A 21,276-nucleotide genomic window follows, 5' to 3' on the forward strand; every position below is an offset into this window, starting at 1 on the left:
TCCTACTCCGCCGCCACGACGAGCGGCGGCGCGACATCCGGCTCGCGCGCTTCGGGCTCGTCGGGTCTTTCTTCCGGCATTGCCGGCGGGGCACCCTGGAACAGGGCCCTGCGCACGCCGGCGAGCGCCAGCACGGCCGGGCGGCGATGCTCGCCTTCCGGCCCGTCGAGAACTTCGCCGAGCGCCTGGTCCAGCGCTTCGAGAAGCGTTGCGTGCGGCAAGCAATGGGGATTGCGGCGACGGTCGCGGTAGTGGCTCGCGACGCCTGAGAGAACCGCACCGACCGCCGCTTGGCCGCCGGCCGCAAGATGGCGTCGATGATGCTGGAGTTCGATCAGGGCGAGGCCGAGGCGCGTTTCGGAAAGCGCGTCATTCGCCACGAGGCCGCTTTCGGCCGAAAGTGCTGCCAGGCGGGGTGCGAGAAGCGCAAGCCGGTCCAGCATGCGCGCGACGAAGCGGTGGCGTTCCTCGCGCGTGCCGCGTGCCGAGGCGATGCGTTCGAGATCCCGCCAGCCCGCATGGACGACGCGCCGGACGCTCGTCTCGGCACTGACGGCCTTGACCACGCCCGAGACGAGAAGGACGATCACCACCCCGAAGATCATGCCGATCATGCCGTTCAGGAACGGCGCGAAGCCGATGAATGCCGTACTGCGCATGGTCATCATGGCGATCGGCATGAGCGCGATGATGAAGGTCGCCGGGTTGCTGGCGACGATCCCGAGCGGAATGAGCGCCGGCGCCAGCGCGATCACGAGCGTGGGAAAGGAATGCGTCGACGGCATGATGACGAAGAGATAGAGCGAATCCAGCGCCACCGCGAAGAGCAGCACCTTGAAGAGCAGCTTCAGCATCGGCATCGGGTTGTCCATCGAGCCGAAGAAGAGCGACATGAGAAGCGAGAACATCGCCGCCGTCGCGCCGCCCGACCAGCCGGTGAAGTACCAGAACGCCGCCGCCACCGAGAAGGAAAGCATCGACGTCGCGATCGCCCAGACGATCATCCCGTGGTCGCGGTGCGGTTCGGAACTCGTGTTGCGCGCGATCTCCGCGACGCGCGCGCTCGGCGCCTTACGGGGATCCCCGGCCAGCGCGCTCAGTTCGCGGCAGTCGCCGACGATGCGGACGAAATCCGCGAGGCGCTCGCACAGGCTGACGAGAAGCACGCGGTTCCAGCGCGAGGTCGCCACGTCCTTCGGGCTGAAGGCGGCGAGCCGTTCTTCGAGCCGGCGCCCCTCTTCGGCCGGCGCCTTGGCCTCGATCCATACCTGAAGGTCCGCGACGATCGCGTCCAGACGCGACGGCAGGCCGTCCTTTCCCGCACGCAATTGCGAAAGCCGGTCGTCGATCGAGGAAAGGACGGGCAGGATGAAGAGCATGCGCCGCTGGAGCACGCGGATCCAGCGGGCGCGCTGGGGCTCGTCGGCCATCTCGTAGTCGAGATGGACCGTCATCGGTGCGATCTGCGCGGCGTCGGCGGCCAGCTTCGCCCGGTCGGCATCGGCCTTCTCGCGCTTGCCGGAAAGCACGTCGAGGCTCCACTGCCTGGCATCGTCGAACCATGTGCGAAGCTGCGTGTCGATCACCGGCGCGATCCGGCGCGGAAAGAAGACGCTGTCGACGAAGACCGCGCACAGGATGCCGAGGCCGATCTCCTCCACGCGGGCAACCGCGGTCGGGAAGATCGGTCCGGAGGAAAGGCTCGATCCCGGCCAGGCGACGAGCAGGCCGGTCAGGGCGGCGAGCAGGAAGAAGTAGCCGCGCGGACTGCGGTCGGAAAGCGCTAGGTAGCCGCAGGCATAGACCCAGCATGCGAGACCGGCGATCAGGCCGGGCTGCCAAGCGCCGAAGATCGCCGTCATCGCGATACCGGCCGAGGCGCCGGCGATCGTTCCGCCGATACGGAAGACACCCTTGGAGCGGATGGCGCCGGCAAAGGGCTGCGAGACGACATAGACGGTCGTCAACGCCCAGTAGGGGCGCGTGAGATCGAGCGAAAAGGCGATGTAGAGCGCGAGCATGGCTGCCGCGAACGCCTTCAGCGCGAAAAGGATCTGCCATGGAGCCGGGCGTTGCATCGCCACTCCTCAAACTTTCGTTGTCCGCGCAGCGCGCGAAGGGTTCGGTCTATCCGGCTGGCGCGGAGGCGGCGTGTCCGGCCTCGCCTACGCGATCCTCGAGCGCGGTGAAGAAGGCGACGGCGCCGGCCACCGCCTCGTCGTCCATGCCGGCGAAGATCTCGGCGCGGATTTCCTCGCCGATGCGCGCTACGAGGGCGGCCTGCTCGCGACCGTACGGCGTCAGCACCACCTTCTTCGCGCGGCGATCGCCCGGGTCGAGCACGCGTTCGATGAGATCCAGTCGTTCCATGCGGTCGAGAAGCTGGCCGGTCGTCGCCGGCTCCAGTTCGAGAAGGCAGGCAAGCTCCTTCTGGCCGAGTTTGTCACCCTCCGAAAGACGCAGGAGTGCGCGTGCCCGGGCATAGGTCAGGCCGTGCGCCGTCACCCGCGCGTTGAACAGCGTCCGCAGCTTGCGGCTGACCCGCGTCAGCGCGTCAAGGCATTCGCGCAGCATGACGGGGCGATCTTCTTGTGCACCCATATAGTATGCGTCCTTCCTATCAGGGCACATAGCAATACGAGGTTGCCGCGTCAACGAGGGTGCGACGGGTAGGTACCGGTAAGATTCCGGTCGATTACGCTCTTTCCCGCAGCCTTGTCGCGCGGCAGGATGCTTCCGTTCGCCGATGCGGCGAGAACGAGGACGAAAGCGAAACCGATGCAGCCACGTTCGACCTATACGGAAGCGGCCGGCTACGAGATCCACGTCACCGAATGGGGCGAACTGGATCGTCCGGCCCTCCTCCTGTGGCACGGGCTGGCGCGTACCGGACGCGATTTCGACGAAACGGCATCGGCACTCGCCGAAACGCATTTCGTGCTTTGCCCGGACACGATCGGCCGTGGGCTTTCCTCCTGGGCAAAGCCGGAGGAGTACAACCCGGCGGTCTACGTGCAGATCGCGCTCGCCCTCCTCGACGCCTACGCCGTCACCCGCTTTTCCTTCGTCGGCACCTCGATGGGCGGCATCATCGGCATGCTGCTTGCCAGCGGACCGGCGAAGGGACGCATAAACCGCCTCGTGCTGAACGACATCGCGCCGGTGCTCGACCCGAAGGCGTTGAAGCGCATCGGCACCTATGTCGCCGCCCCGCCGGCCTTCGACCGGGTAAGCGCGTTCGAAGCATGGCTGCGCGAGACCTATGCGCCGTTCGGGCCCAATACCGACGCCTTCTGGCGCCGTATGGCGGAGACTTCCGTCCGGCGCCTGCCCGACGGGCGACTGACCGTCCATTACGACCCGGCGATCGCCGAAGGCTTTGCGGCGCTCGACGACGATGCCGAAGGCGATCTTTGGGCCCAATACGATGCGATCACGGCGCCGACCCTCGTCTTCAGGGGCGCGGACTCGGATCTTCTGCCCGCAGGCGTCGCCGACGAGATGCGCGTTCGCGGACCGAGGCCACGGATCCACACCCTGCCCGGCATCGGCCATGCGCCGACGCTCGCGAACGACGAACAGATCGGCCTGCTGAAAGACTTCCTCGTCTCGTGAGCGACGATCAGCCGAGATAGCGGTCGAGTGGCGCGCGCGCGACGTCGCCAAGCAGCCGCACGAATCCGTCGGCCTGGTGCTTGGCCGTCGCGCGGCCGGCGGCCTCGCTCGCCGCGGCTGCATTGCCGACAACGCCGGCCGGGTTGAGATCACGGGCGATCCACGCGAACCCGTGCGGGCTCTGTGCGCTCAGGAAAGCGTTCTCGGCCTCGATCGCCGGGGTGGCGGAAGCGAAGTCGCGCGCTTCGTCCATGCGAACGAGATCCGGCCGGAAGTGCAGCATCAACGACGTTTCCCAATGGCCGCCATGGATATCGAAGCGCTTCTCGGCTTCCGGGTAGAGGCCGGGCGGCGTGCCGAAGCGATCCCAGCTCGTGCGCACGGCCAGCATGGCATGGCGCACCCGCATCTCGCGCGCGACGATGCCGACGACCTCCTCGTTGCCGCCATGCGCGGTCACGATGACGAGCCGGCGGATCTGCGCCCGCGCGACGCTGTCGCCGAGCGCGCTCCAATGGTCGATCAGCGTCGTCGCCGGCACGCTCAGCGTCCCCGGCGCATAGACGTGTTCGTCCGACTTGCCGACCTTGTGGACCGGCAGGATGCGCACGTCGAGATCGGTCGGCAGAAGCTCAATCGCCGTTTCGAGCATGCCGTCCATGATCGCACTGTCGGTAGAGAGCGGCAGGTGCGGACCATGTTGCTCGATCGCGGCAACCGGCAGCACGGCAACCGCTTCGCTCGCTTTGCCGTCGGCGAAATCGGCAGCGGTGAAATCCCCCCACCAGACCTTTCTTTCCGTCATCTCGGGTACCATTCCTTCTTCTTTCGTGCGCCGGTTTCGATCGCGCGGGGCGTCTCGCAGCCCGGCTCGACCCGTCCCGGCAAACCCGTACCGGTCGGCGAAGCACGGCATCGGAGGCGAATTGCACGCAGCGGGCGAACGATCGCGGGGCTTTCGCATTATCTTCATCGGAGCAGTCTGCGAAACTGCCGAAATCGCGATTTTCGGCACGACGAAGGCGAAAAGTGCGCTGCGAAGGCCATGAAACGGACTTCGGGGTGCTTCAGGCTCGTCAACATCGATTGTGCGGACACGTGATACGGTTCGGCGACCTTTCCGCGTGTTCTGGCCGCAAATGCCGGAGGGCCCATGATACGCAATCTCTTCCGTGCCAACGCGGAAGCGCCGGTACAAGAAGAGCGTGCCGGCCGGCGCCGCATCCAGATCGAGGGCGCCGACACGATCGCGCTCTACGCGGTCGGCGACGTGCACGGGTGCCTGGACGCGCTGAAGCGGCTCGAGGAGCGCATCATCGCCGACGCGCGGAAGTTCAAGGGCCGCAAGATGATCGTCATGCTCGGCGACTACGTCGATCGCGGCCCGGACCCGGCCGGCGTCATCGAGCATCTGCTGCAGCCACCGCCCGAAGGCTTCGAGCGTATCTGCCTGGCCGGCAATCACGAAGTCTGCCTGCTCGGCTTTCTTGACGGCGAACTCGATCTCGGATCGTGGCTCGAACTCGGATCCGGCTCGACCCTTTCGTCCTACGGCGTCGACCCGCGCGGCCTGCCCACCAGCGAGCGCAAGGCGCGCACCGAGGTGGAAGCCGCACTGCCGAAGGCGCATCTTTCCTTCATGCGCAAGCTGCCCGTTCTCGCCGAGACGGACCGTATCGTCTGCGTCCATGCCGGGCTCCAGCCCGGAATGCCGATCGAGGACCACAGCGACGAGGACCTCGTGTGGCTTCGTCCGGAAGGCGGCGACGATTTCGCCTTCGAGAAGTGGGTGGTCCACGGCCACACGCCGATCGACAGCGTGCGCCGGGAAGGCCGGCGCATCAACATCGACACGGCCGCCTTCTATACCGGACGCCTCACGGCCCTGCGCGTATGGAACCGCAAGGTGCGCATTCTTTCCAACCTCGATTGAGGTTCGGGCCGTCCGGTTCGCCGGTGCCGTCTTCAGAGACCGCGCAACCCCTGGATCGCGTCGACGACGATCTGCTCGACCGTCTGGTCGACGGAAACCGTGATCGTGCGGGGCTCGTCGTGCGGCACCTCCAGCGTCGCGAGCTGGCTATCGAGCAGCTTGGTCGGCATGAAATGTCCGCTTCGCCCGCTCATGCGTCGGGCGAGCAGCGCCCGGTCGCCTTCGAGATAGACGAAGGCGACGCCCTCGCCGCCGGCGGCCTCGCGCAGCGTGTCGCGATAGCTGCGCTTGAGCGCCGAGCACGCGACCACCGCGGCGTCGTGCGCGTCGATCGCCTGCCGCAGGCAGGTGCCGACCCTTTCCAGCCAAGGCGAACGGTCCGCGTCGTCGAGCGGCGTGCCGCTTTCCATCTTGCGCACGTTTTCGGGCGGGTGCAGCTCGTCGCCCTCCACGAAGCGAGCGCCGATCTGGCTCGCCAGACGGCTGCCGACACTGGACTTTCCCGAACCGCTGACGCCCATGACGACGATCGCACGCGGCACCGTCACGCGAAACACCCCGCCGGCACGCCCGACCTCGAACCGGCCCGCGAAGCCGTTCGGATGCGATCCCGTTTGATCATCGCGCTCACTCCGTAAACGGCGCGACGGCAATGCGCCGGCCCATCATGAAGGCGTCGGCGACGTGGCGCTGGGGCGAGACGTCGACATCGCTGGTTCCGCTGCGGACGAGGTCGGCGAAGCGGCGGTAGATCCCCGGATATTCGCCGGCGGCCGAAAGCGGAACGGCTTCGCCGTCGATGGCGAGGCGGCTGCCGCCCTCGGCGAGTTCAAGCGTCCCCTCTTCGGTCTCGACCGTGATGGTCCACAGCTGTGGGCCTTCCTGGCGCCAGTCGAACTCGGCACGGATATCGGCGCCGCGCCGATCGGTGAAGGCGAGGTTCGCGGCGATGGGCGCCTGCCGGTTTTCCGGCACTTCGAGCTCGGCCTCGGTGAGGAAGACGGCGTGCGGCATGATCCGCGTGAGGATGGACAGCGCATTGATGCCGGGATCGAAGACCCCGAGCCCGCCGGGCTCCCAGATCCATTCCTGGCCAGGATGCCATACGCGCACGTCCTCCTTCCATAGGATCCGCACGGTGCGCACGCGCCGCTCGGCGAGCCACTGCCGCGCCGGCTCGACACCGGCGGCAAAGCGCGAATGCCAGGTCGCAAACAGCGAGCAGCCGCTTCCGGCCGCCATGTCGCGAAGATCGACCACCTCGCTCAGCGTCATGCCGGGCGGCTTTTCCAGAAGCACATGCTTGCCTGCCGTCAGCGCACGAGCCGCTAGCGCGTAGCGCACCTGCGGCGGCGTGCACAGGGCGACGGCGTCGACATCCGCCGCCTCGGCGAGCATCGCCTCGAGGGTCTCGTAGCACTCGACGTCCGGCAGGGTGGTGCTACGACTGGCAAGCGCCCTCAACTGGAACGCCGCTTCGCCGGCGATCGCCGGTATGTGTTCGTCGCGGGCGATCTTACCGAGGCCGACGATGCCGATGCCGATGCCGATCGTTGTCGTTGGGTCCGTGCTCATGGTCACGCGTGCCTGCCTCCCGTTTCATGCAATCGCAGTCGTGCGGAACCTAATGGGTTTGCACGTCGTACGGAAGCGCATCGCGGCACACGAAGTGCCCTGCTGCGCGTAACCTCGCGTAACACGGGAGGCTGCAAATTGATGGCCGCCCCCGGCCGGGTTCATAGCTACGCAGGGTCTTCGAAGTTATCTATGCGCCGAAGGTGACGGTCGCCTTCCCCGTATGGAAAGATATGCACGCGCATGCGCCGGATCGAAACGCTCGATGGCCTCCGAGGCTATTTTCTCGTCTTCATGTTCATCAACCACGTCACCTTCACCGGCGGGTTGTTCATGCGCTATCTCAACCACGCGCAACTCGGATTCGTCGAGGATGCACAGGGCTTCGTGTTCCTGTCGGGCCTGCTCGCCGGCATGGTCTACACGCGGCGCATGAACCGCGGCGGCTTCTCCGCCGGCGCACGCGCGCTCTGGCGTCGCGCCGCCGAACTCTACGGCTATACGATCGGCTGCATCATCGTGGTGCTCGTCCTGCGCGAGATCCTGCCCGGCGCGCCGCGCATCTGGCAGGGCTGGCTCGGCGAGATCGGCCATGGCGGCTTCGGCGCGCACGTCGCCGCGGCTGCGCTCCTTTACCAGGCGACCTTCCTCGACATCCTGCCGCAATACATCGTCTACATGCTGGCCGCACCGATGCTGATCTGGCTCGTCGTGCGCGGTCGCGCTGCGGCCGTCGTCACCGGCTCGCTCGTGCTCTGGCTCGCCGTCCAGACCGGCCTTCACCTGCCGCTCATCGACGCGATCAACGTTGGGCTGAAGCATCTCTCGTCGAAGCTCTTCCTGCGCGTTCCCTTCAACGTGCTCGCCTGGCAGGCGCTGTTCATGATCGCCATGGTCATCGGCTCGCTGATGGCGCTCGACCGGCTGGACATCCGCCGCTACTTCGACGTCCGGCACGCGCCGATCGTCAAGATGATGGCGATATCGCTGCTCTTCTTCACCGCGTTGAGGCTCGGCTTCACCTTCGGTCTGATCCCCGGCGACGTGACCGCGCGGTTCCGGATGCTCGAAAACCGCGCCGCCTTCAGCCCGATCTTCATGATCAACTTCGTGATCGCCGCCTATGTGTTCACATGGGTGATGACGGCCGGCAAGGAAGTCGCCGACGCCCGCGTGCGCAGGCTCTCGCAGTTCTTCACCTGGCTCTTCAACCTGTCGTTCCTGCGCCTGCTCGGCCGGCACTCGCTCCAGATCTACGCCTGGCACGTCGTGCTGATCTACCTGGTCTTCTGGGTGGACAAGCAGGTGGGGCCGTTCACGCAGTTCGAAAAGACGCTGATCACGCTTTTCGGCATCGCCCTTCTGGCCCTGCCGGCGGTCTATCGCGAGCGCCGTGCGGCCAAAACCCGCCTGCCGGGCGGCGAGACGACGCGCTCCTCGACAGCGGGCTGACGCGCCTCACCTCGGCCGGATGCGTGCTTCTAGAGCCTTTCAGGATTATACGGAAGCGTTCTGCCGACCCTGTTTGCGTCAGGACCGAGACGGATGGCGACGAGTGTACTGGTGGTACGGTCGAGCCATCCGTCGAAGCGTCACGGCGCAAACAGGGCCGGCCCGAAGGGTTCGATCGTGCCGTCCTCCCGTTCGGCGGGCAAACGAGTCACTGGCTCGTTTGCTTCTCCGCCTCACTGTCGGCGATCTTGCCCGATGAACCACATCGCGCTGCGATCACCTTCGCGTGGAAAACCGGCACGATCGAACAGAGCGCTTCCGTATAAACCTGAAAGGCTCTAAATTTTGGAAGGCATGCGGAAGCCGTCGCCACTTCCGTATGAACCCGAAGGGCTTTAGCCGCGCGTCCAGTCGAGCGCGCGGCGGTCGCCGATCCAGGTACGGTCGTCGTCCGTCGTGCCGAAATTCCGCCGGCTTTCGATCTGAAGGCGTACGGTGGGCTTCGCCTCGTCGGTGTTATCCCCGTCGGTGGCGAAGGGGGTCTGGTTCCAGATGACCTGATACTGCGAAGGCAGGACGACGTTGATCGCTTCGCTGTCGTTGACCGAAGCCATGCCGGCGAGCGAAAAGAAGGCTGCAGCTGCGAGGACGGCGAAATCCCGGATCTTCATGGCTTCTTCAACTCCGCAGCCGGAACGCATCGACGCTCGGCAAAGTGGTATCGGGCGGAGCTTGCCGACCGAAACGGGTACTTGACCACAGTTACGCCACAGCACGGTTACCAAATTGCTAACATCTTCTTTAAAAAATCACAAACTTTCGGATTGGCACTCGATCGACACGGTTACGGGTCACCGAGCGTCTCGCGAAATGCCTTTTCCGAACGCGGGCTTTAATTTTCGATTGCAAAATCCTATATCTCGTGGTCGATACGGCGCACGTTTGCCGGAACGGGCGGCGATGGCTTGGCATGCCACCACCGTAATCGGCGACCGACGCCATGGCGACCGCTGCCGCGGGCCCGTTTTCGAACGAGGCGCCGATCGCGCTCTTTAAACGACTGCATCGCGGCTTTCGGGCAGGGAAGGCCGCACCATCACCATTGCCGGCGCGGTGCGTCGCTGCCGGCGAACGAGACAAGGAGTGTCCATGCAGGTACTGGTTCGTGACAACAACGTCGATCAGGCGCTTCGCGTCCTGAAGAAGAAGCTTCAGCGCGAAGGCGTCTTCCGCGAAATGAAGGCACGCCGCGCCTACGAAAAGCCTTCCGAGCGCCGCTCGCGCGAAAAGGCCGAGGCCGTGCGCCGCAGCCGCAAGGCGGCCCGCAAGCAGGCACAGCGCGAAGGCCTGATCGCCAAGCGCAAGCGTCCGGCGCGCTAAGGTTTGTCCCGGCCGGTCCCCTGGACCGGTATCGTCGAGGACAGCTTCAACGGTGTACCGTGTCCGGTCGGTTCTGGTCGCGACACTCGCGTTGTGGACAGGGTAATTCGTTCGGGGCAGGTGGAGTGATCTCCGCCTGCCCTTTTCGCGTTCTCCCTCATTCGCAGCGTCCAGATGCAGGACCGCACCCGACCTTCGTCAAACCATACCCTGAGCGGCGATCAGTTCGGGGAGCGTTTGCATGTCGTCGAAGATCGCGTCGGGATCGAGCGCGGCGAGCGATTTTCGATAGTCTTCGCCCGAGGCGTGCGCGCCGCCGGTAAACGCGAAGACGCGCATGCCGGCAGCCTTCGCCGCGGCGATGCCGGCGACGCTGTCCTCGATCACGAGGCACTGCGCGGGTGCCGCGTTCATGCTTGCGGCCGCGTACAGGAAGAGGTCGGGCGCGGGCTTGCCCTCGGCGACCATGGTCGCGCTGAAGATCGCATCGCCGAAAAAGACATCGAGCCCGGTGATCGCAAGCGTAAGGCGGATGCGTTCGGGCTGGCTCGACGAAGCCACGCAGCGCCGGCAGTCGAGCCGGGCGAGCGCTGCCTCGACCCCCGGCACCGGTTTCAACTCGCGCTCGAAGCGGGCATGAAGACGCGTCCGCATTGCCGCCAGTTCCGCCTCGTCGATGACGAGGCCGTCCTCGCGTTCGAGCAGGTCGCGTATGGTCTTCAGGCTCTTGCCGAGGAACCGGCGATGCGCATCGGCCTCGTTGATCCGGCCGCCGGCCTTTTCGATCGTCTCGACGAGAACGGCAATGGAGATCGGCTCGCTGTCGACCAGTACGCCGTCGCAGTCGAAGATGACGAGATCGAAAGGGGTCATCGCTCCGCCTCGCCCCCCGTTCGGCTTTCTTCCCTTAGCCGTTCGGCGGTCCTGCGCACCGAACGGCCTGATCCTTAGAGCGAGTCCGAAAGGTACCGCTTCAACGTCTCCGCCGTACCGACTTCCCACAACGTCGAAAGCGCATGCTCGAAGGCGGTGCGGAAGGCTTCGGATTCGCCGACCTCGCCGAAGATGTCCGTCATTTCGAGGAAGGCCAGCGGCTCATTCCGGGCGCGGCGCGCATGCGCCTGCAGGCGTTCCCAGTTCGGGTCGTTCGGTGCGATCTCGGCACCGGACTCGCTCTCGCCGTAGCAATACCGGCACCACAGCGCCGATTCGAGCGCGAGGCCGGTCACGGAAAGCCCCTCCTTCAAACGCGCTGCCGTCGACGGAAGGATGAACTTCGGCTGCCGGTTCGAACCGTCGAGGCACAGCCGGCGCACCGTGTCGCCGATCTTCGGATTGGCGAAGCGATGCTTGATGGTGCCGAAATAATCCCGAAGGTCGGTATCGGGCACCGGCGGGACCATCGGGATGATCTCCTCGGTCTCGATCTTTTCGAGAAACCGCGCGACGAGCTCGTTTTCCATCGCCTCGTGGACGAAATGGATGTCCATCAGTCCGGCCGGATAGGCGATGACCGCATGACCGCCGTTCAGGATGCGGATCTTCATGCGCTCATAGGGCGCGACGTCCTCGACGATCGTCACGCCCGCCTTTTCGAAGGCCGGTCGGCCCGCGGGGAAATGATCCTCGAGCACCCATTGCCGGAATTCCTCGCAGAAGACCGGAAACGCGTCGTCGATGCCGAAATCCTCGCGTGCGATGGAGATCTCGCGATCCCCCGTCGCCGGCGTGATGCGATCGACCATGGCGTTCGGAAAGGCGACGTTCTCGCGGATCCACGTGCCGAGTTCGGCATCGGAAAGTTCGGCAAGCCCCGCCACGGCGTCGCGGGCGACCTCGCCGTTTCCCGGAATGTTGTCGCAGGACATGACGGTGAACGGCCGGGTGCCGGCATCGCGGCGCGCCTTGAGCCCCGCGACGATCAGGCCGAAGACGGTCTGCGGTTCGTCGGGGTTGGCCCCGTCGGCGGCGATCGCGTCATAGGTCGGATCGAAGACGCCGGTCGACGGATTGACGTAGTAGCCGCCTTCGGTGATCGTCAGCGAGACGATGCGGATCGTCGGATCGGCGAGCTTTTCGACGATTGCCGGCTTGTCGTTCGGCGTCATCATGCCGATCATGGATCCGGTCACGCGTGCGTCGGAGCGGTTGTTGTCCTGCTCGACGACGGTGCTCAGCCAGTCCTGGCCTTCCAGGCGCTTCCGCATGGCTTCGTCGGAGGGCAGCACGCCCGCACCGATCAGCGCCCAGTCGTGGTCCGCGCCGGTATTGAAAAGGTCGTCCAGATAGACCGCCTGGTGGGCGCGGTGGAAGTTTCCGACGCCGAAATGGACGATGCCGGCGCTGAGATCGTCCCGGGCGTATTGCGGGACCGCAACCGTTTCGGCGATCTGCGGAAGGTTGGCAAGCGAGAGCTTGGTGCTCATGGTCATGACTCCCTGAAAGGGTCTTGTCGGTACCGGCGACGCCTGCGGGCGCGGTCAGCTCATCCAGTTGCCGCCGTCGACGTTGTAGGTCTGGGCGACGATGTAGTCGGCTTCGTGCGAGGCGAGGAAGATCGCCATGCCGGTCAGGTCTTCGGCCGTGCCCATGCGGCCATAGGGCACCGCCTCGCCGACGAGGCGCTTCTTCTCGCCGGGCGGGCGGCCTTCGTAGGCGGCGAACTTGGCATCGACCCCGTCCCAATGCTCGCCGTCGACGACGCCGGGCGCGATGGCGTTCACGTTGATGCCGTGGCGGATGAGGTTCAGCCCCGCAGACTGGGTGAGGCTGATGACGGCGGCTTTCGACGCGCAGTAGACGGCGACGAGCGGCTCGCCGCGCCGGCCCGCCTGGCTCGCCATGTTGATGATCTTGCCACCCTTGCCGCGCGCGATCATGGAGCGCGCGACGGCCTGCATGGTGAAGAGCGTGCCGGAGACGTTGATCGAAAAGACGCGCTCGTAGCTCTCCCGCGTGATGTCGGCGATCGGCGCGAGATCGAAAAGCCCGGCATTGTTGACGAGGATGTCGATGCCGCCGGTGCGTTCGTCGACGGTCGCGACGGCCGCATCGATCGAGGCCTGGTCGGTGACGTCCATTTCGATGGCGAAGCAGGAAGAGCCGATCGCACGCGCGCTTTCCTCCGCACGTCCGCGATCGATATCGGCGATGGCGACCGTCGCGCCCTCGCGCACATAGGCCTCGGCGAACGACCGGCCGATGCCGCGGGCTGCACCCGTGATCAGCGCCGTTCTGCCGGCAAGGCGTTTCACCGGATCGCCTTTCCGTTCTCGTCGAAGCGGTGGATGCGCCCTTCTTCCGGCGTCAGCCAGACCTCGCTTCCGTGTCTGAGGACCCGTTCACCGTCTGCCCGGGCCGTGACCTGGCCGATCTCCGGCACGTCGACGTGGATGAAGGTGTCGGAGCCCAGATGCTCGGAAACGCCGACCTTGCCCTTCCACGTACCTTCCGTTTCGGAAATGTGCACATGCTCGGGCCGAAAGCCGATCGTCGTCGCATCGTGACGCCTGGCGATGTCGCCTCCGACGAGGTTCATCTTCGGCGAGCCGATGAAGCCGGCGACGAAGAGGTTCTCCGGCTGGCGATAGAGGTCGAGCGGCGAGCCGACCTGCTCGATATTGCCCCTGTTGAGCACGACGATCTTGTCGGCCATCGTCATGGCCTCGATCTGGTCGTGGGTGACGTAGATCATCGTCGTGTCGAGCTCCTGGTGGAGCTCGGAGATCTCGAGCCGCATGTTCACGCGCAGGGCGGCGTCGAGGTTCGACAGCGGCTCGTCGAAGAGGAAGGCGGTCGGGTCGCGCACGATCGCCCGGCCGATCGCCACGCGCTGGCGCTGGCCGCCGGAAAGCATGCGCGGCTTGCGGTCGAGATAGTCGGTGAGGTTGAGGACGTCGGCCGCTTCCTTCACCTTGCGGTCGATGACCTCCTTCTTCTCGCCCACCATCTTCAGCGGAAAGGCGATGTTGCCGCGCACGCTCATATGCGGATAGAGCGCGTAGGACTGGAAGACCATGGAGAGGCCGCGCTTGGCCGGCGGCAGCTCGGTCGCATCGCGTCCGTCGATGCGGATCTCGCCGCCCGACACGTCCTCGAGCCCGGCGATGAGGCGAAGCAGCGTGGACTTGCCGCAGCCCGAAGGCCCGACGAAGACCACGAACTCGCCGTCTTCGATCTCGAGGCTGAGCGAGGGGATCACCTTGTGCTCGCCGAAGACCTTCGAAACGTTCTTGAGTGAGATGCTTCCCATCCCGGATCTCCCTATTTCACCGCGCCGAAGGTGAGGCCGCGGACAAGCTGTTTCTGCGAGAACCAGCCGAGAATGAGGATCGGCGCGATCGCCATGGTCGATGCCGCCGAAAGCTTGGCGTAGAAAAGCCCCTCGGGCGCCGAGAACGAGGCGATGAAGGCCGTCAGCGGCGCCGCGTTCGAGGCCGTCAGGTTGATCGTCCAGAACGCCTCGTTCCAGGCGAGGATGACGTTCAGGAGCAGCGTCGAGGCAATGCCCGGGATCGCCATCGGCGTCAGGATGTAGACGATCTCCTTGCCGAGCGTCGCCCCGTCCATGCGCGCCGCCTCCAGGATGTCGCCCGGGATCTCCTTGAAGTAGGTGAAGAGCATCCACACGATGATCGGCAGATTGATCAGCATCATGATGACGACGAGCGCGATGCGGGTATCGAGCAGGCCGACATTGCGCAGGAACAGGTAGATTGGCACCAGCACGCCGACGGCCGGAAGCATCTTCGTGGACAGCATCCACATCAGGACGTCCTTGGTGTGCTTCGTCGGCGAGAACGCCATCGCCCAGGCGGCGGGAATGGCGACGACCAGGCCGAGCACCGTCGAGCCGATGGAGATGACGACCGAGTTCAGGAAGAACAGCGGATAGTTCGAGCGGTCCCAGACCTGCTCGTAGTTCACGCTCGTCCAGTCGAAGAAGAGGAAGTGCGGCGGGACCGCCACGGCCTCGCCTTCCGTCTTGAAGCTCGTCAGGAACGTCCACAGGATCGGGAAGAAGATGAGAAGCGCGACCAGCCAGGCGATGATGGTGAAGGTGATCTTGCGGCTTTGCGGAACCGAGCGGGCCATCGCCTCAGGTCTCCAGATTCTTGCCGACGAGGCGGATGAGGAAGATCGCCACGATGTTGGCGAGGATGACGGCGACGATGCCGCCGGCCGAGGCGCTGCCGACATCGAACTGCAGGAGCGCCTGGGTGTAGACGAGATAGGTGAGGTTCGTGGAAAGGTTGCCCGGTCCGCCATTCGTGGTGACGAGGATCTCGGCGAAGATCGCCAGCAGGAAGATCGTCTGGATGAGGATGACGACGGTCAGCGCGCGCGAAAGGTGCGGCAGGGTGATGTACCAGAAGCGCGAGAACGCGCTGGCCCCGTCCATCTCGGCGGCTTCCTTCTGCTCCTCGTCGAGCGACTGAAGCGCCGTCAGGATGATCAGCGTGGCGAACGGCAGCCATCCCCATGCGACGATGATGATGATCGAGAGAAGGGGCGCCTGCGCCAGCCAGTCGACCGGCTGCAACCCGACGAGGTGCCACAACCAGGCGAAGAGCCCGTTCACCGGGTTCATGAACATGTTCTTCCACACGAGCGCGGAGACGGTCGGCATGACGAAGAACGGTGCGATCACCAGAATGCGCACGATGTTCTGGCCGTAGATCGGTTGGTCGATCAGAAGCGCGAGCCCAATACCGCCGACGACGGTGATGAGAAGCACGCCGACGACGAGGACGAGCGTGTTCCAGATCGAGGTCAGGAAGGCCGGATCGGTCAGGAAGTACTTGTAGTTCTGGAACCCGATGAAATTATGCACACCGGGCATCAGCAGATTGTAGTTCAGGGTCGAGAAGTAGATCGTCGTGGCCAGCGGCACGGCCATCCAGATCAGCAACAGGATGACCGACGGCGACATCATCAGACGGGCAGCCGTCTTGGTGTGCGTCGTTGCCATGCCGGTGCTCTCCTCGCCTTGGTCGTCCCATCCGGACGGTACGGTGACACAGGAAAAAGATCGGTCAAGGAGGATGACGCGCCTACCTGCGCGATCCGGCCACTTGAACCATCTCTTGCCTGAAAGAGGGGCCGCCGCCCGTTGCTTCGAGGCGGCGACCCTTCGGACTTCTTCGCGTTTTCGAGACGCGTGGCGCGACTACTTGATGTAGCCGGCCTTTGTCATCTCGCGCGTCGTCAGCTGCTGCGAGTTCTGCAGCGCCTGGTCGACCGAGGTCTGTCCGGCGACGGCCGCCGAGAACTGCTGGCCGACGGCGGTACCGATCGCCTGGAACTCCGGAATGGAGACGAACTGGGAACCCTTGTAGGGCACCTTGTCCACGGTCGGCTGGTTCGGGTTGACCGCCTGCATGGCCTGCAGCGTCAGCTTGGCGAACGGCGCCTTGTCGAGATAGTCCTTGTTGGCGTAGAGCGACTGGCGCGTGCCGGGAGGCACGTTGGACCAGCCGTCCTTCTGCGCGACGAGATCGGTGTAGTGCTTGCTCGTCGCCCAGGCGATGAACTTCTTCGCCGCGTCCTCATGCTTGGTACCGGCCGGAATGGCGAGGTTCCACGACCACAGCCAGTTACCGTGGTTGTCGTATTTCGCATGGGTCGGGAAAAGCGCGTAGCCGACGCTGTCGGCGACCTTCGATTCCTTCGGGTCCGAGATGAAGGAAGCCGCGACCGTCGCGTCCATCCACATGCCGCACTTGCCGGACTGGAAGAGCGCGAGGTTCTCGTTGAAGCCGTTCGACGATGCCCCGGGAGGTCCGTCCTGCTTCAGGAGGTCGACGTAGAACTTCGCCGCACCCTTCCAGGCATCGCTGTCGAACTGCGGCTTCCAGTCCATGTCGAACCAGCGCGCGCCCCAGGAGTTGGCGAGCGCCGTGACGAAGGCCATGTTCTCGCCCCAGCCGGCCTTGCCGCGCAGGCAGATGCCGTAGATCCCCTTGTCCTTGTCGGTGATCTTGTCGGCGGCCTTCTTGATGAACTCCCAGGTCGGCTTCTCGGGCATCTCCAGCCCGGCCTTCTTGAAGAGATCCGTACGGTACATGGTGAAGGCGCTCTCGCCGTAGAACGGCGCGGCGTACAGCTTGTCCTTGACGGAGATCGACTTCTTCACCGAAGGCAGGATGTCGTCGGCATCGTAGTTGTCGCCGAGATCGTCGAGCTGGACGAGCCAGTCCTGCTTGGCCCAGATCGGCACTTCGTAGTTGCCGATCGTCATGATGTCGTACTGGCCGCCATGCGTGGCGATATCGGTCGTGACGCGCTGGCGAAGGACGTTTTCTTCCAGCGTGACCCACTTCAGGTCGATGTCCGGATTCTGTTTCTTGAAGTCGTCCGTCAGCTTCTGCATCCGGATCATGTCGCCGTTGTTCACGGTGGCAATGGTCAGCGTGACCGCCTGTGCCGAGGCCACCATCGCGACCGACGCACACGCGCCCAGCAAGAGCGATTTGAATTTCATCGAAAGCCTCCCGAAAGAAGAATGGTACCAAAACGAGCAATTGCCTTGGTTATGGGCAATTACCCATCTTACCCCGGGCCTCGTCAAGGCGGATTCGATGCTGCAACGCACCATTCCAACGCGATCGAAGCCGCCTCCCGGTTGTGGAACGACACGGTATCGGCGGTGGTCCGGGGGCGTCAAGCGACGCGCAGCAGATGGCGTGCCGTTTCCTCGTCCGTGACCAGCCCGTTGACGAGGCGACCCTTCAGGGCGCCGGCGATCGCGGCGCGCTTCCGTTCGCCCATGGCGAGCGCCATGACCAGGCTTTCTTCGCGCGGCGGCAACGGCGCGCTCGCGACGCTCTTCTCGATGACACCGTCGAGCAGCCTGCCCTCGGCGTCGAAGACCCAACCGCAGATTTCTCCCACGGCACCCGCCCGTTCGGCGGCGGCGATCTCGTCTTCGTCGAGGAACCCGTCCATGCGCAGGGGGGCATTCGGCCCGAGTTCGCCGATGCCGACGAAGGTCACGTTCGCCTGGCGGGCGAGCGAAAGGGTCGACTGCACCATGGCCTGCTGGTGAAGCAGTGCGCGTTCTTCGGGCGAGGAGACGAAGATCGGCAGCGGCATTGGGAAATGCCGCGCCTTCACCGCGTCGGCCATCGAGAAGATCACGTTGTAGTACGACGCCGAGCCGTCCGGGCCGATATTGCCCGTCAGCGAGACGATGCGGTGCTGCGGGCATTCCATCGCGGGGAGCTGGTCGATCGCCGCCTTGAGCGTCCGGCCGGTGCCGACCGCCATGACGATCGGCGTTTCGGAGCGCAGCCAACGCTCGACTTCCGCCGCCCCCGTTTCGGCAAGCCCCACCGTGCGCGACGTGCCCGCCGGATCGCTCGGCACCACCTCGATGCGCGTGAGGTCGAAGGCTCGCTTCAGCGCTTCGGCAAGTTCGAGGCATGCGGCGATCGGGTGGTCGAGGCGCACCTTGATCAGCTTTTCGGAAACCGCCAGCGAAACGAGCCGCTGCGCACTCTGGCGCGAGATCCCCATGGCGCCGGCGATCTCGTCCTGCGTCCGGCCGGCCACGTAGTAGAGCCAGCCGGCGCGCGCGGCATCGTCCAGGCGGTTGCCCGATCGCGCGGTCTTCTCGCCGCTTTTCGTCATCTCCTCGCGCTCCCGATATTCTCGCTCCACCGCACCATGGCGCGGCCTCCCCTCGCCCATAGGCGACGCGACGCCCGGAGGAAAGCGTTTCGTCGTTTCGAGGGCGCGCCCGACAACCGCGGCGGCTTGCCCGGCTCACAACGATCGCCGCAGCCGCACATGGGCCTTGTCGCAGGCGATGGAATATGGTTCGACGCTGAAAGCGGTGCCGCTTGCGGCGGCGGCGCCATCCGAAAGACGGCCTGGGAACGCGCCATGCAGTGCTTCTTCATCGAGTTCAAGTGCCGGCTCGGCCAGGCCTACGCGGTCGCCGACGATCTTGCCGAGTGCGAGATCGCCTCCGAGATCTATTCGGTGAGCGGCGATTTCGACCTTCTGGCGAAGTTCTACGTCGAGGACACCGTCGACATCGGCCGCTTCGTGGCCGACAACGTGCACACGATCCCCGGCATCGAACGCACGCACACGATCCTCACCTTCAAGGCATTCTAGCGCACTTTCGGGCCGGACCGATCCAGTCCGGCGCGCCCGATCCGAGGCGATCGTCACCGATGCCTCGTAAATGGGCACACTCTGCTTCGCCGTGCGGCAATCGTTCGCACCGCTTCCTCGCGATCGCGTGAATCCGGGACGCTCGCACCGGAAAACGCCTCTGGCACGCATCTTGCTCCGTCGAGGACAGTTCCGAAGAGGGGAACGTGACGCGTCGGCGAACGGCGCGCATCGGCCGTCGGTCGTAAAGCGTATCGAAGGCGCGCTTTGCGGCCGACGGCCCTATCGTTCGCGTCTTCAGGCTCTACCACTCACCCTGGACTTTACGACGAAGCGCTTGCGCGCGCACTATGGTGCGCGAACCCGCAGACGAGGACGGACGGCGCATGCGTGCGCCACGGCTTCCGCTCCACCCTTCACAGCGTGACGGTGACGCCATGACCCGCATCCACGACGACCCCGAAGATTTCGCGATTCGTGCCCTCGAAGGCTTCGCCGCGTTGCATCCGCGCATCGTGCGGCCGGTGCCGAACGGCGTGCTGCGTGCGACGGCGACGCCGAAGGGCAAGGTGGCGCTCGTCATCGGCGGGGGCTCGGGGCACTACCCGGCCTTTCTCGGCTATGTCGGGCCCGGCATCGCCGACGCCGCGGTCGCCGGCGATGTCTTCGCCTCGCCCTCGACGGCGGCGATCGCACGTGTTGGCCGGCTTTCCGATCGCGGCGGCGGAGTGGTCTTCGCCTTCGGCAACTATGCCGGCGACGTCCTCAATTTCGGTGCGGCGGCCGAGCTCTCCGCCGAGGGCATCGACGCGCGCACCTTCGCCGTCACCGACGACGTCGCGAGCGCCGAACTCGGCGAACGGCACAAGCGCCGCGGCGTCGCCGGCGACGTGCCGGTCTTCAAGATCGCCGGCGCTGCGGCCGAGGAAGGCCGCGACATCGACGCGGTCATGGCCGTCATGGAAAAGACGAACGCGCGCACCGTCTCGATCGGCGTCGCCTTCGAAGGCTGCACGCTTCCCGGTGCCGGCGAACCGCTCTTCCACGTCAAAAAAGGGCGCATGGGCGTCGGCCTCGGCATCCATGGCGAGCCCGGCATCGGCGAGATCGATGCGCCCGACGCGGCCGGACTTGCCGATCTTCTCGTCGAGAAGCTCCTCCCCGAACGCCCGGAAGGTTGGAACGGGCGGGCGGCCGTGATCCTCAACGGGCTCGGCGCGACGAAATACGAGGAGCTGTTCGTGCTGTGGACCCACATCGCGAAACGGCTCGGGAGCGAAGGCATGACGCTCGTCGAGCCGGAATGCGGCGAGCTCGTCACCAGCCTCGACATGGCCGGCTGTTCGCTGACGATCACCTTCCTCGACGACGAACTCGAAACGCTCTGGCGGGCGCCGGCCGATACGGCCGCCTGCCGCAAGGGCCATGTCGGCGACCGGGCGCCGGCCGAACCGCTGGCCGAAACCGTCGAGGCGGAACACGGCTTTCCGAAGGGAAACCAGGATTCGCGCAAATCCGGCGAACTGATCCTCCTCGTCCTTCGCGACTTGCGGGAAGCTCTGGAGGCGGCCGAAGACGAGCTGGGCCGGATCGACGCGGTCGCCGGCGACGGCGACCATGGCGCCGGCATGCGCCGGGGTGCGAGTGCCGCCGCCTCGCGGGCCGAGCAGGCGGTGTCGGCCGGCGCAGGGGCACGGAGCGTGCTTGCCGCTGCCGGCGAAGCCTGGGCGGATCGCGCCGGGGGTACCTCGGGCGCGATCTGGGGCCTCATCCTCGGCGGTTTCGCGAGCGCGCTTTCCGATACGCAGCGGATGAGCCGTGGCCAGGTCGCCGCCGGCGCGGAAGCCGCTCGCGAGCGCGTCATGCGTCTCGGCGGGGCGAAACCCGGCGACAAGACGCTGGTCGACGCGCTCGTCCCCATGGTCGAGGCGATCCGGCGGGCAAGTGCCGCCGATGCCGACGCGGCGACGATCTGGCGCGAAGCCGCCGACGCGGCGGAAAAGGCGGCCGAAGAGACCAAAGCGCTGACGCCGAAGCTCGGACGCGCCCGCCCGCTCGCAGAACGCAGCAAGGGCCACCCCGATGCCGGCGCCGTCTCGCTGGCGCTTGCCGCCCGAACGATCGCCAGGCGGCTCGCCGACGCGGACTGAATGCGCCCGCAGGTACGAGGCGTGGGCTACGCCGGGACGCGGCTGATC

Annotated in this window: 20 protein-coding genes; 6 read left to right on the forward strand and 14 right to left on the reverse strand. The window is 65.7% G+C overall.

What is annotated here, in order from left to right; all coding sequences use genetic code 11:
* Nucleotides 1-2: 2 nt before the first annotated feature.
* Together FJU11_RS09785 and FJU11_RS09790 are read right to left on the reverse strand one after the other, a co-directional pair.
* Nucleotides 3-2,078, reverse strand: coding sequence for an FUSC family protein (locus tag FJU11_RS09785; protein WP_141166870.1), 2,076 nt, complete (start codon nt 2,076-2,078; stop codon nt 3-5).
* A 49-nt stretch (nt 2,079-2,127) separates the two neighbouring features.
* Nucleotides 2,128-2,601, reverse strand: a complete 474-nt coding sequence (locus tag FJU11_RS09790) for a MarR family winged helix-turn-helix transcriptional regulator (protein ID WP_181408125.1) — start codon at nt 2,599-2,601, stop codon at nt 2,128-2,130.
* Between the two features lie 177 nt (nt 2,602-2,778).
* Here FJU11_RS09790 and FJU11_RS09795 point away from each other — a divergent pair, with 177 nt between their 5' ends.
* Nucleotides 2,779-3,615 carry an alpha/beta fold hydrolase gene (locus FJU11_RS09795; RefSeq protein ID WP_141166872.1) on the forward strand — a complete coding sequence of 279 codons (837 nt, stop codon included), beginning with the start codon at nt 2,779-2,781 and terminating at the stop codon, nt 3,613-3,615.
* Between the two features lie 7 nt (nt 3,616-3,622).
* Here FJU11_RS09795 and FJU11_RS09800 read toward each other — a convergent pair whose 3' ends face one another.
* Nucleotides 3,623-4,420: a creatininase family protein gene (locus tag FJU11_RS09800; RefSeq protein ID WP_141166873.1), complete on the reverse strand. Its 798-nt coding sequence runs from the start codon at nt 4,418-4,420 to the stop codon at nt 3,623-3,625.
* A 348-nt stretch (nt 4,421-4,768) separates the two neighbouring features.
* Between FJU11_RS09800 and FJU11_RS09805 the strand changes: the two genes are divergently transcribed.
* Entirely contained in the window at nt 4,769-5,548 is a 780-nt protein-coding gene (locus tag FJU11_RS09805; RefSeq protein WP_141166874.1) for a metallophosphoesterase family protein, read from the forward strand.
* A gap of 32 nt (nt 5,549-5,580) precedes the next feature.
* Here the strand turns inward: FJU11_RS09805 and FJU11_RS09810 are convergent, their stop codons facing one another.
* On the reverse strand, nt 5,581-6,069 hold the full coding sequence (locus tag FJU11_RS09810) for a gluconokinase (RefSeq protein ID WP_141166922.1): 489 nt from the start codon (nt 6,067-6,069) through the stop codon (nt 5,581-5,583).
* Nucleotides 6,070-6,175: 106 nt separating this feature from the next.
* On the reverse strand, nt 6,176-7,123 hold the full coding sequence (locus tag FJU11_RS09815) for a Gfo/Idh/MocA family protein (RefSeq protein ID WP_141166875.1): 948 nt from the start codon (nt 7,121-7,123) through the stop codon (nt 6,176-6,178).
* A gap of 243 nt (nt 7,124-7,366) precedes the next feature.
* Here FJU11_RS09815 and FJU11_RS09820 point away from each other — a divergent pair, with 243 nt between their 5' ends.
* Nucleotides 7,367-8,575 carry an OpgC family protein gene (locus FJU11_RS09820; RefSeq protein WP_141166876.1) on the forward strand — a complete coding sequence of 403 codons (1,209 nt, stop codon included), beginning with the start codon at nt 7,367-7,369 and terminating at the stop codon, nt 8,573-8,575.
* A 395-nt stretch (nt 8,576-8,970) separates the two neighbouring features.
* Here FJU11_RS09820 and FJU11_RS09825 read toward each other — a convergent pair whose 3' ends face one another.
* Nucleotides 8,971-9,246: a hypothetical protein gene (locus FJU11_RS09825; protein WP_141166877.1), complete on the reverse strand. Its 276-nt coding sequence runs from the start codon at nt 9,244-9,246 to the stop codon at nt 8,971-8,973.
* 478 nt (nt 9,247-9,724) lie between these two features.
* On the opposite strand from FJU11_RS09825, the gene rpsU reads away from it, so the two are divergent.
* Nucleotides 9,725-9,955, forward strand: coding sequence for a 30S ribosomal protein S21 (rpsU, locus tag FJU11_RS09830; protein ID WP_141166878.1), 231 nt, complete (start codon nt 9,725-9,727; stop codon nt 9,953-9,955).
* Nucleotides 9,956-10,153: 198 nt separating this feature from the next.
* Here rpsU and FJU11_RS09835 read toward each other — a convergent pair whose 3' ends face one another.
* The 8 genes from FJU11_RS09835 to FJU11_RS09870 all read right to left on the reverse strand — a co-directional run bounded on the left by FJU11_RS09835 (nt 10,154) and on the right by FJU11_RS09870 (nt 18,586).
* The gene (locus FJU11_RS09835; protein WP_141166879.1) at nt 10,154-10,828 is read right to left on the reverse strand and encodes an HAD-IA family hydrolase; all 675 of its coding nucleotides are present in this window, start codon (nt 10,826-10,828) and stop codon (nt 10,154-10,156) included.
* A gap of 74 nt (nt 10,829-10,902) precedes the next feature.
* Nucleotides 10,903-12,381: a mannitol dehydrogenase family protein gene (locus FJU11_RS09840; protein WP_141166880.1), complete on the reverse strand. Its 1,479-nt coding sequence runs from the start codon at nt 12,379-12,381 to the stop codon at nt 10,903-10,905.
* A gap of 54 nt (nt 12,382-12,435) precedes the next feature.
* On the reverse strand, nt 12,436-13,209 hold the full coding sequence (locus FJU11_RS09845) for an L-iditol 2-dehydrogenase (protein ID WP_141166881.1): 774 nt from the start codon (nt 13,207-13,209) through the stop codon (nt 12,436-12,438).
* Complete coding sequence (locus FJU11_RS09850; RefSeq protein ID WP_141166882.1) at nt 13,206-14,207, reverse strand: ABC transporter ATP-binding protein; 1,002 nt, start codon at nt 14,205-14,207, stop codon at nt 13,206-13,208. Before FJU11_RS09850 ends, FJU11_RS09845 begins: the two co-directional genes overlap by 4 nt.
* Before the next feature lie 11 nt (nt 14,208-14,218).
* Complete coding sequence (locus tag FJU11_RS09855; RefSeq protein ID WP_141166883.1) at nt 14,219-15,049, reverse strand: carbohydrate ABC transporter permease; 831 nt, start codon at nt 15,047-15,049, stop codon at nt 14,219-14,221.
* A gap of 4 nt (nt 15,050-15,053) precedes the next feature.
* Entirely contained in the window at nt 15,054-15,926 is an 873-nt protein-coding gene (locus FJU11_RS09860) for a carbohydrate ABC transporter permease (RefSeq protein WP_141166884.1), read from the reverse strand.
* 198 nt (nt 15,927-16,124) lie between these two features.
* A complete protein-coding gene (locus FJU11_RS09865) occupies nt 16,125-17,438 on the reverse strand; it encodes an ABC transporter substrate-binding protein (protein WP_141166885.1) in 1,314 nt (437 codons plus the stop codon).
* A 179-nt stretch (nt 17,439-17,617) separates the two neighbouring features.
* Nucleotides 17,618-18,586, reverse strand: a complete 969-nt coding sequence (locus FJU11_RS09870; RefSeq protein ID WP_141166886.1) for a sugar-binding transcriptional regulator — start codon at nt 18,584-18,586, stop codon at nt 17,618-17,620.
* Nucleotides 18,587-18,841: 255 nt separating this feature from the next.
* Here FJU11_RS09870 and FJU11_RS09875 point away from each other — a divergent pair, with 255 nt between their 5' ends.
* On the forward strand, nt 18,842-19,078 hold the full coding sequence (locus FJU11_RS09875; RefSeq protein WP_141166923.1) for an Lrp/AsnC ligand binding domain-containing protein: 237 nt from the start codon (nt 18,842-18,844) through the stop codon (nt 19,076-19,078).
* Between the two features lie 437 nt (nt 19,079-19,515).
* Nucleotides 19,516-21,228, forward strand: a complete 1,713-nt coding sequence (locus tag FJU11_RS09880) for a dihydroxyacetone kinase family protein (protein ID WP_141166887.1) — start codon at nt 19,516-19,518, stop codon at nt 21,226-21,228.
* Nucleotides 21,229-21,276 lie beyond the last annotated feature (48 nt).

Origin of the sequence: Pararhizobium mangrovi (assembly GCF_006516965.1) — a bacterium.
GTDB classification, from domain to species: Bacteria; Pseudomonadota; Alphaproteobacteria; order Rhizobiales; family Rhizobiaceae; genus Pararhizobium_B; species Pararhizobium_B mangrovi.

Bases quoted from the DNA above. Each gene is read 5' to 3' on its own strand.
- FJU11_RS09850 (WP_141166882.1), bottom strand. From the start codon at position 14,207: ATGGGAAGCATCTCACTCAAGAACGTTTCGAAGGTCTTCGGCGAGCAC.
- FJU11_RS09805 (WP_141166874.1), top strand. From the start codon at position 4,769: ATGATACGCAATCTCTTCCGTGCCAACGCGGAAGCGCCGGTACAAGAA.
- FJU11_RS09815 (WP_141166875.1), bottom strand. From the start codon at position 7,123: ATGAGCACGGACCCAACGACAACGATCGGCATCGGCATCGGCATCGTC.
- FJU11_RS09835 (WP_141166879.1), bottom strand. From the start codon at position 10,828: ATGACCCCTTTCGATCTCGTCATCTTCGACTGCGACGGCGTACTGGTC.
- rpsU (WP_141166878.1), top strand. From the start codon at position 9,725: ATGCAGGTACTGGTTCGTGACAACAACGTCGATCAGGCGCTTCGCGTC.
- FJU11_RS09820 (WP_141166876.1), top strand. From the start codon at position 7,367: ATGCGCCGGATCGAAACGCTCGATGGCCTCCGAGGCTATTTTCTCGTC.
- FJU11_RS09855 (WP_141166883.1), bottom strand. From the start codon at position 15,049: ATGGCCCGCTCGGTTCCGCAAAGCCGCAAGATCACCTTCACCATCATC.
- FJU11_RS09800 (WP_141166873.1), bottom strand. From the start codon at position 4,420: ATGACGGAAAGAAAGGTCTGGTGGGGGGATTTCACCGCTGCCGATTTC.
- FJU11_RS09865 (WP_141166885.1), bottom strand. From the start codon at position 17,438: ATGAAATTCAAATCGCTCTTGCTGGGCGCGTGTGCGTCGGTCGCGATG.
- FJU11_RS09880 (WP_141166887.1), top strand. From the start codon at position 19,516: ATGACCCGCATCCACGACGACCCCGAAGATTTCGCGATTCGTGCCCTC.
- FJU11_RS09825 (WP_141166877.1), bottom strand. From the start codon at position 9,246: ATGAAGATCCGGGATTTCGCCGTCCTCGCAGCTGCAGCCTTCTTTTCG.
- FJU11_RS09790 (WP_181408125.1), bottom strand. From the start codon at position 2,601: ATGGGTGCACAAGAAGATCGCCCCGTCATGCTGCGCGAATGCCTTGAC.
- FJU11_RS09870 (WP_141166886.1), bottom strand. From the start codon at position 18,586: ATGACGAAAAGCGGCGAGAAGACCGCGCGATCGGGCAACCGCCTGGAC.
- FJU11_RS09810 (WP_141166922.1), bottom strand. From the start codon at position 6,069: ATGGGCGTCAGCGGTTCGGGAAAGTCCAGTGTCGGCAGCCGTCTGGCG.
- FJU11_RS09840 (WP_141166880.1), bottom strand. From the start codon at position 12,381: ATGAGCACCAAGCTCTCGCTTGCCAACCTTCCGCAGATCGCCGAAACG.
- FJU11_RS09795 (WP_141166872.1), top strand. From the start codon at position 2,779: ATGCAGCCACGTTCGACCTATACGGAAGCGGCCGGCTACGAGATCCAC.
- FJU11_RS09860 (WP_141166884.1), bottom strand. From the start codon at position 15,926: ATGGCAACGACGCACACCAAGACGGCTGCCCGTCTGATGATGTCGCCG.
- FJU11_RS09785 (WP_141166870.1), bottom strand. From the start codon at position 2,078: ATGCAACGCCCGGCTCCATGGCAGATCCTTTTCGCGCTGAAGGCGTTC.
- FJU11_RS09875 (WP_141166923.1), top strand. From the start codon at position 18,842: ATGCAGTGCTTCTTCATCGAGTTCAAGTGCCGGCTCGGCCAGGCCTAC.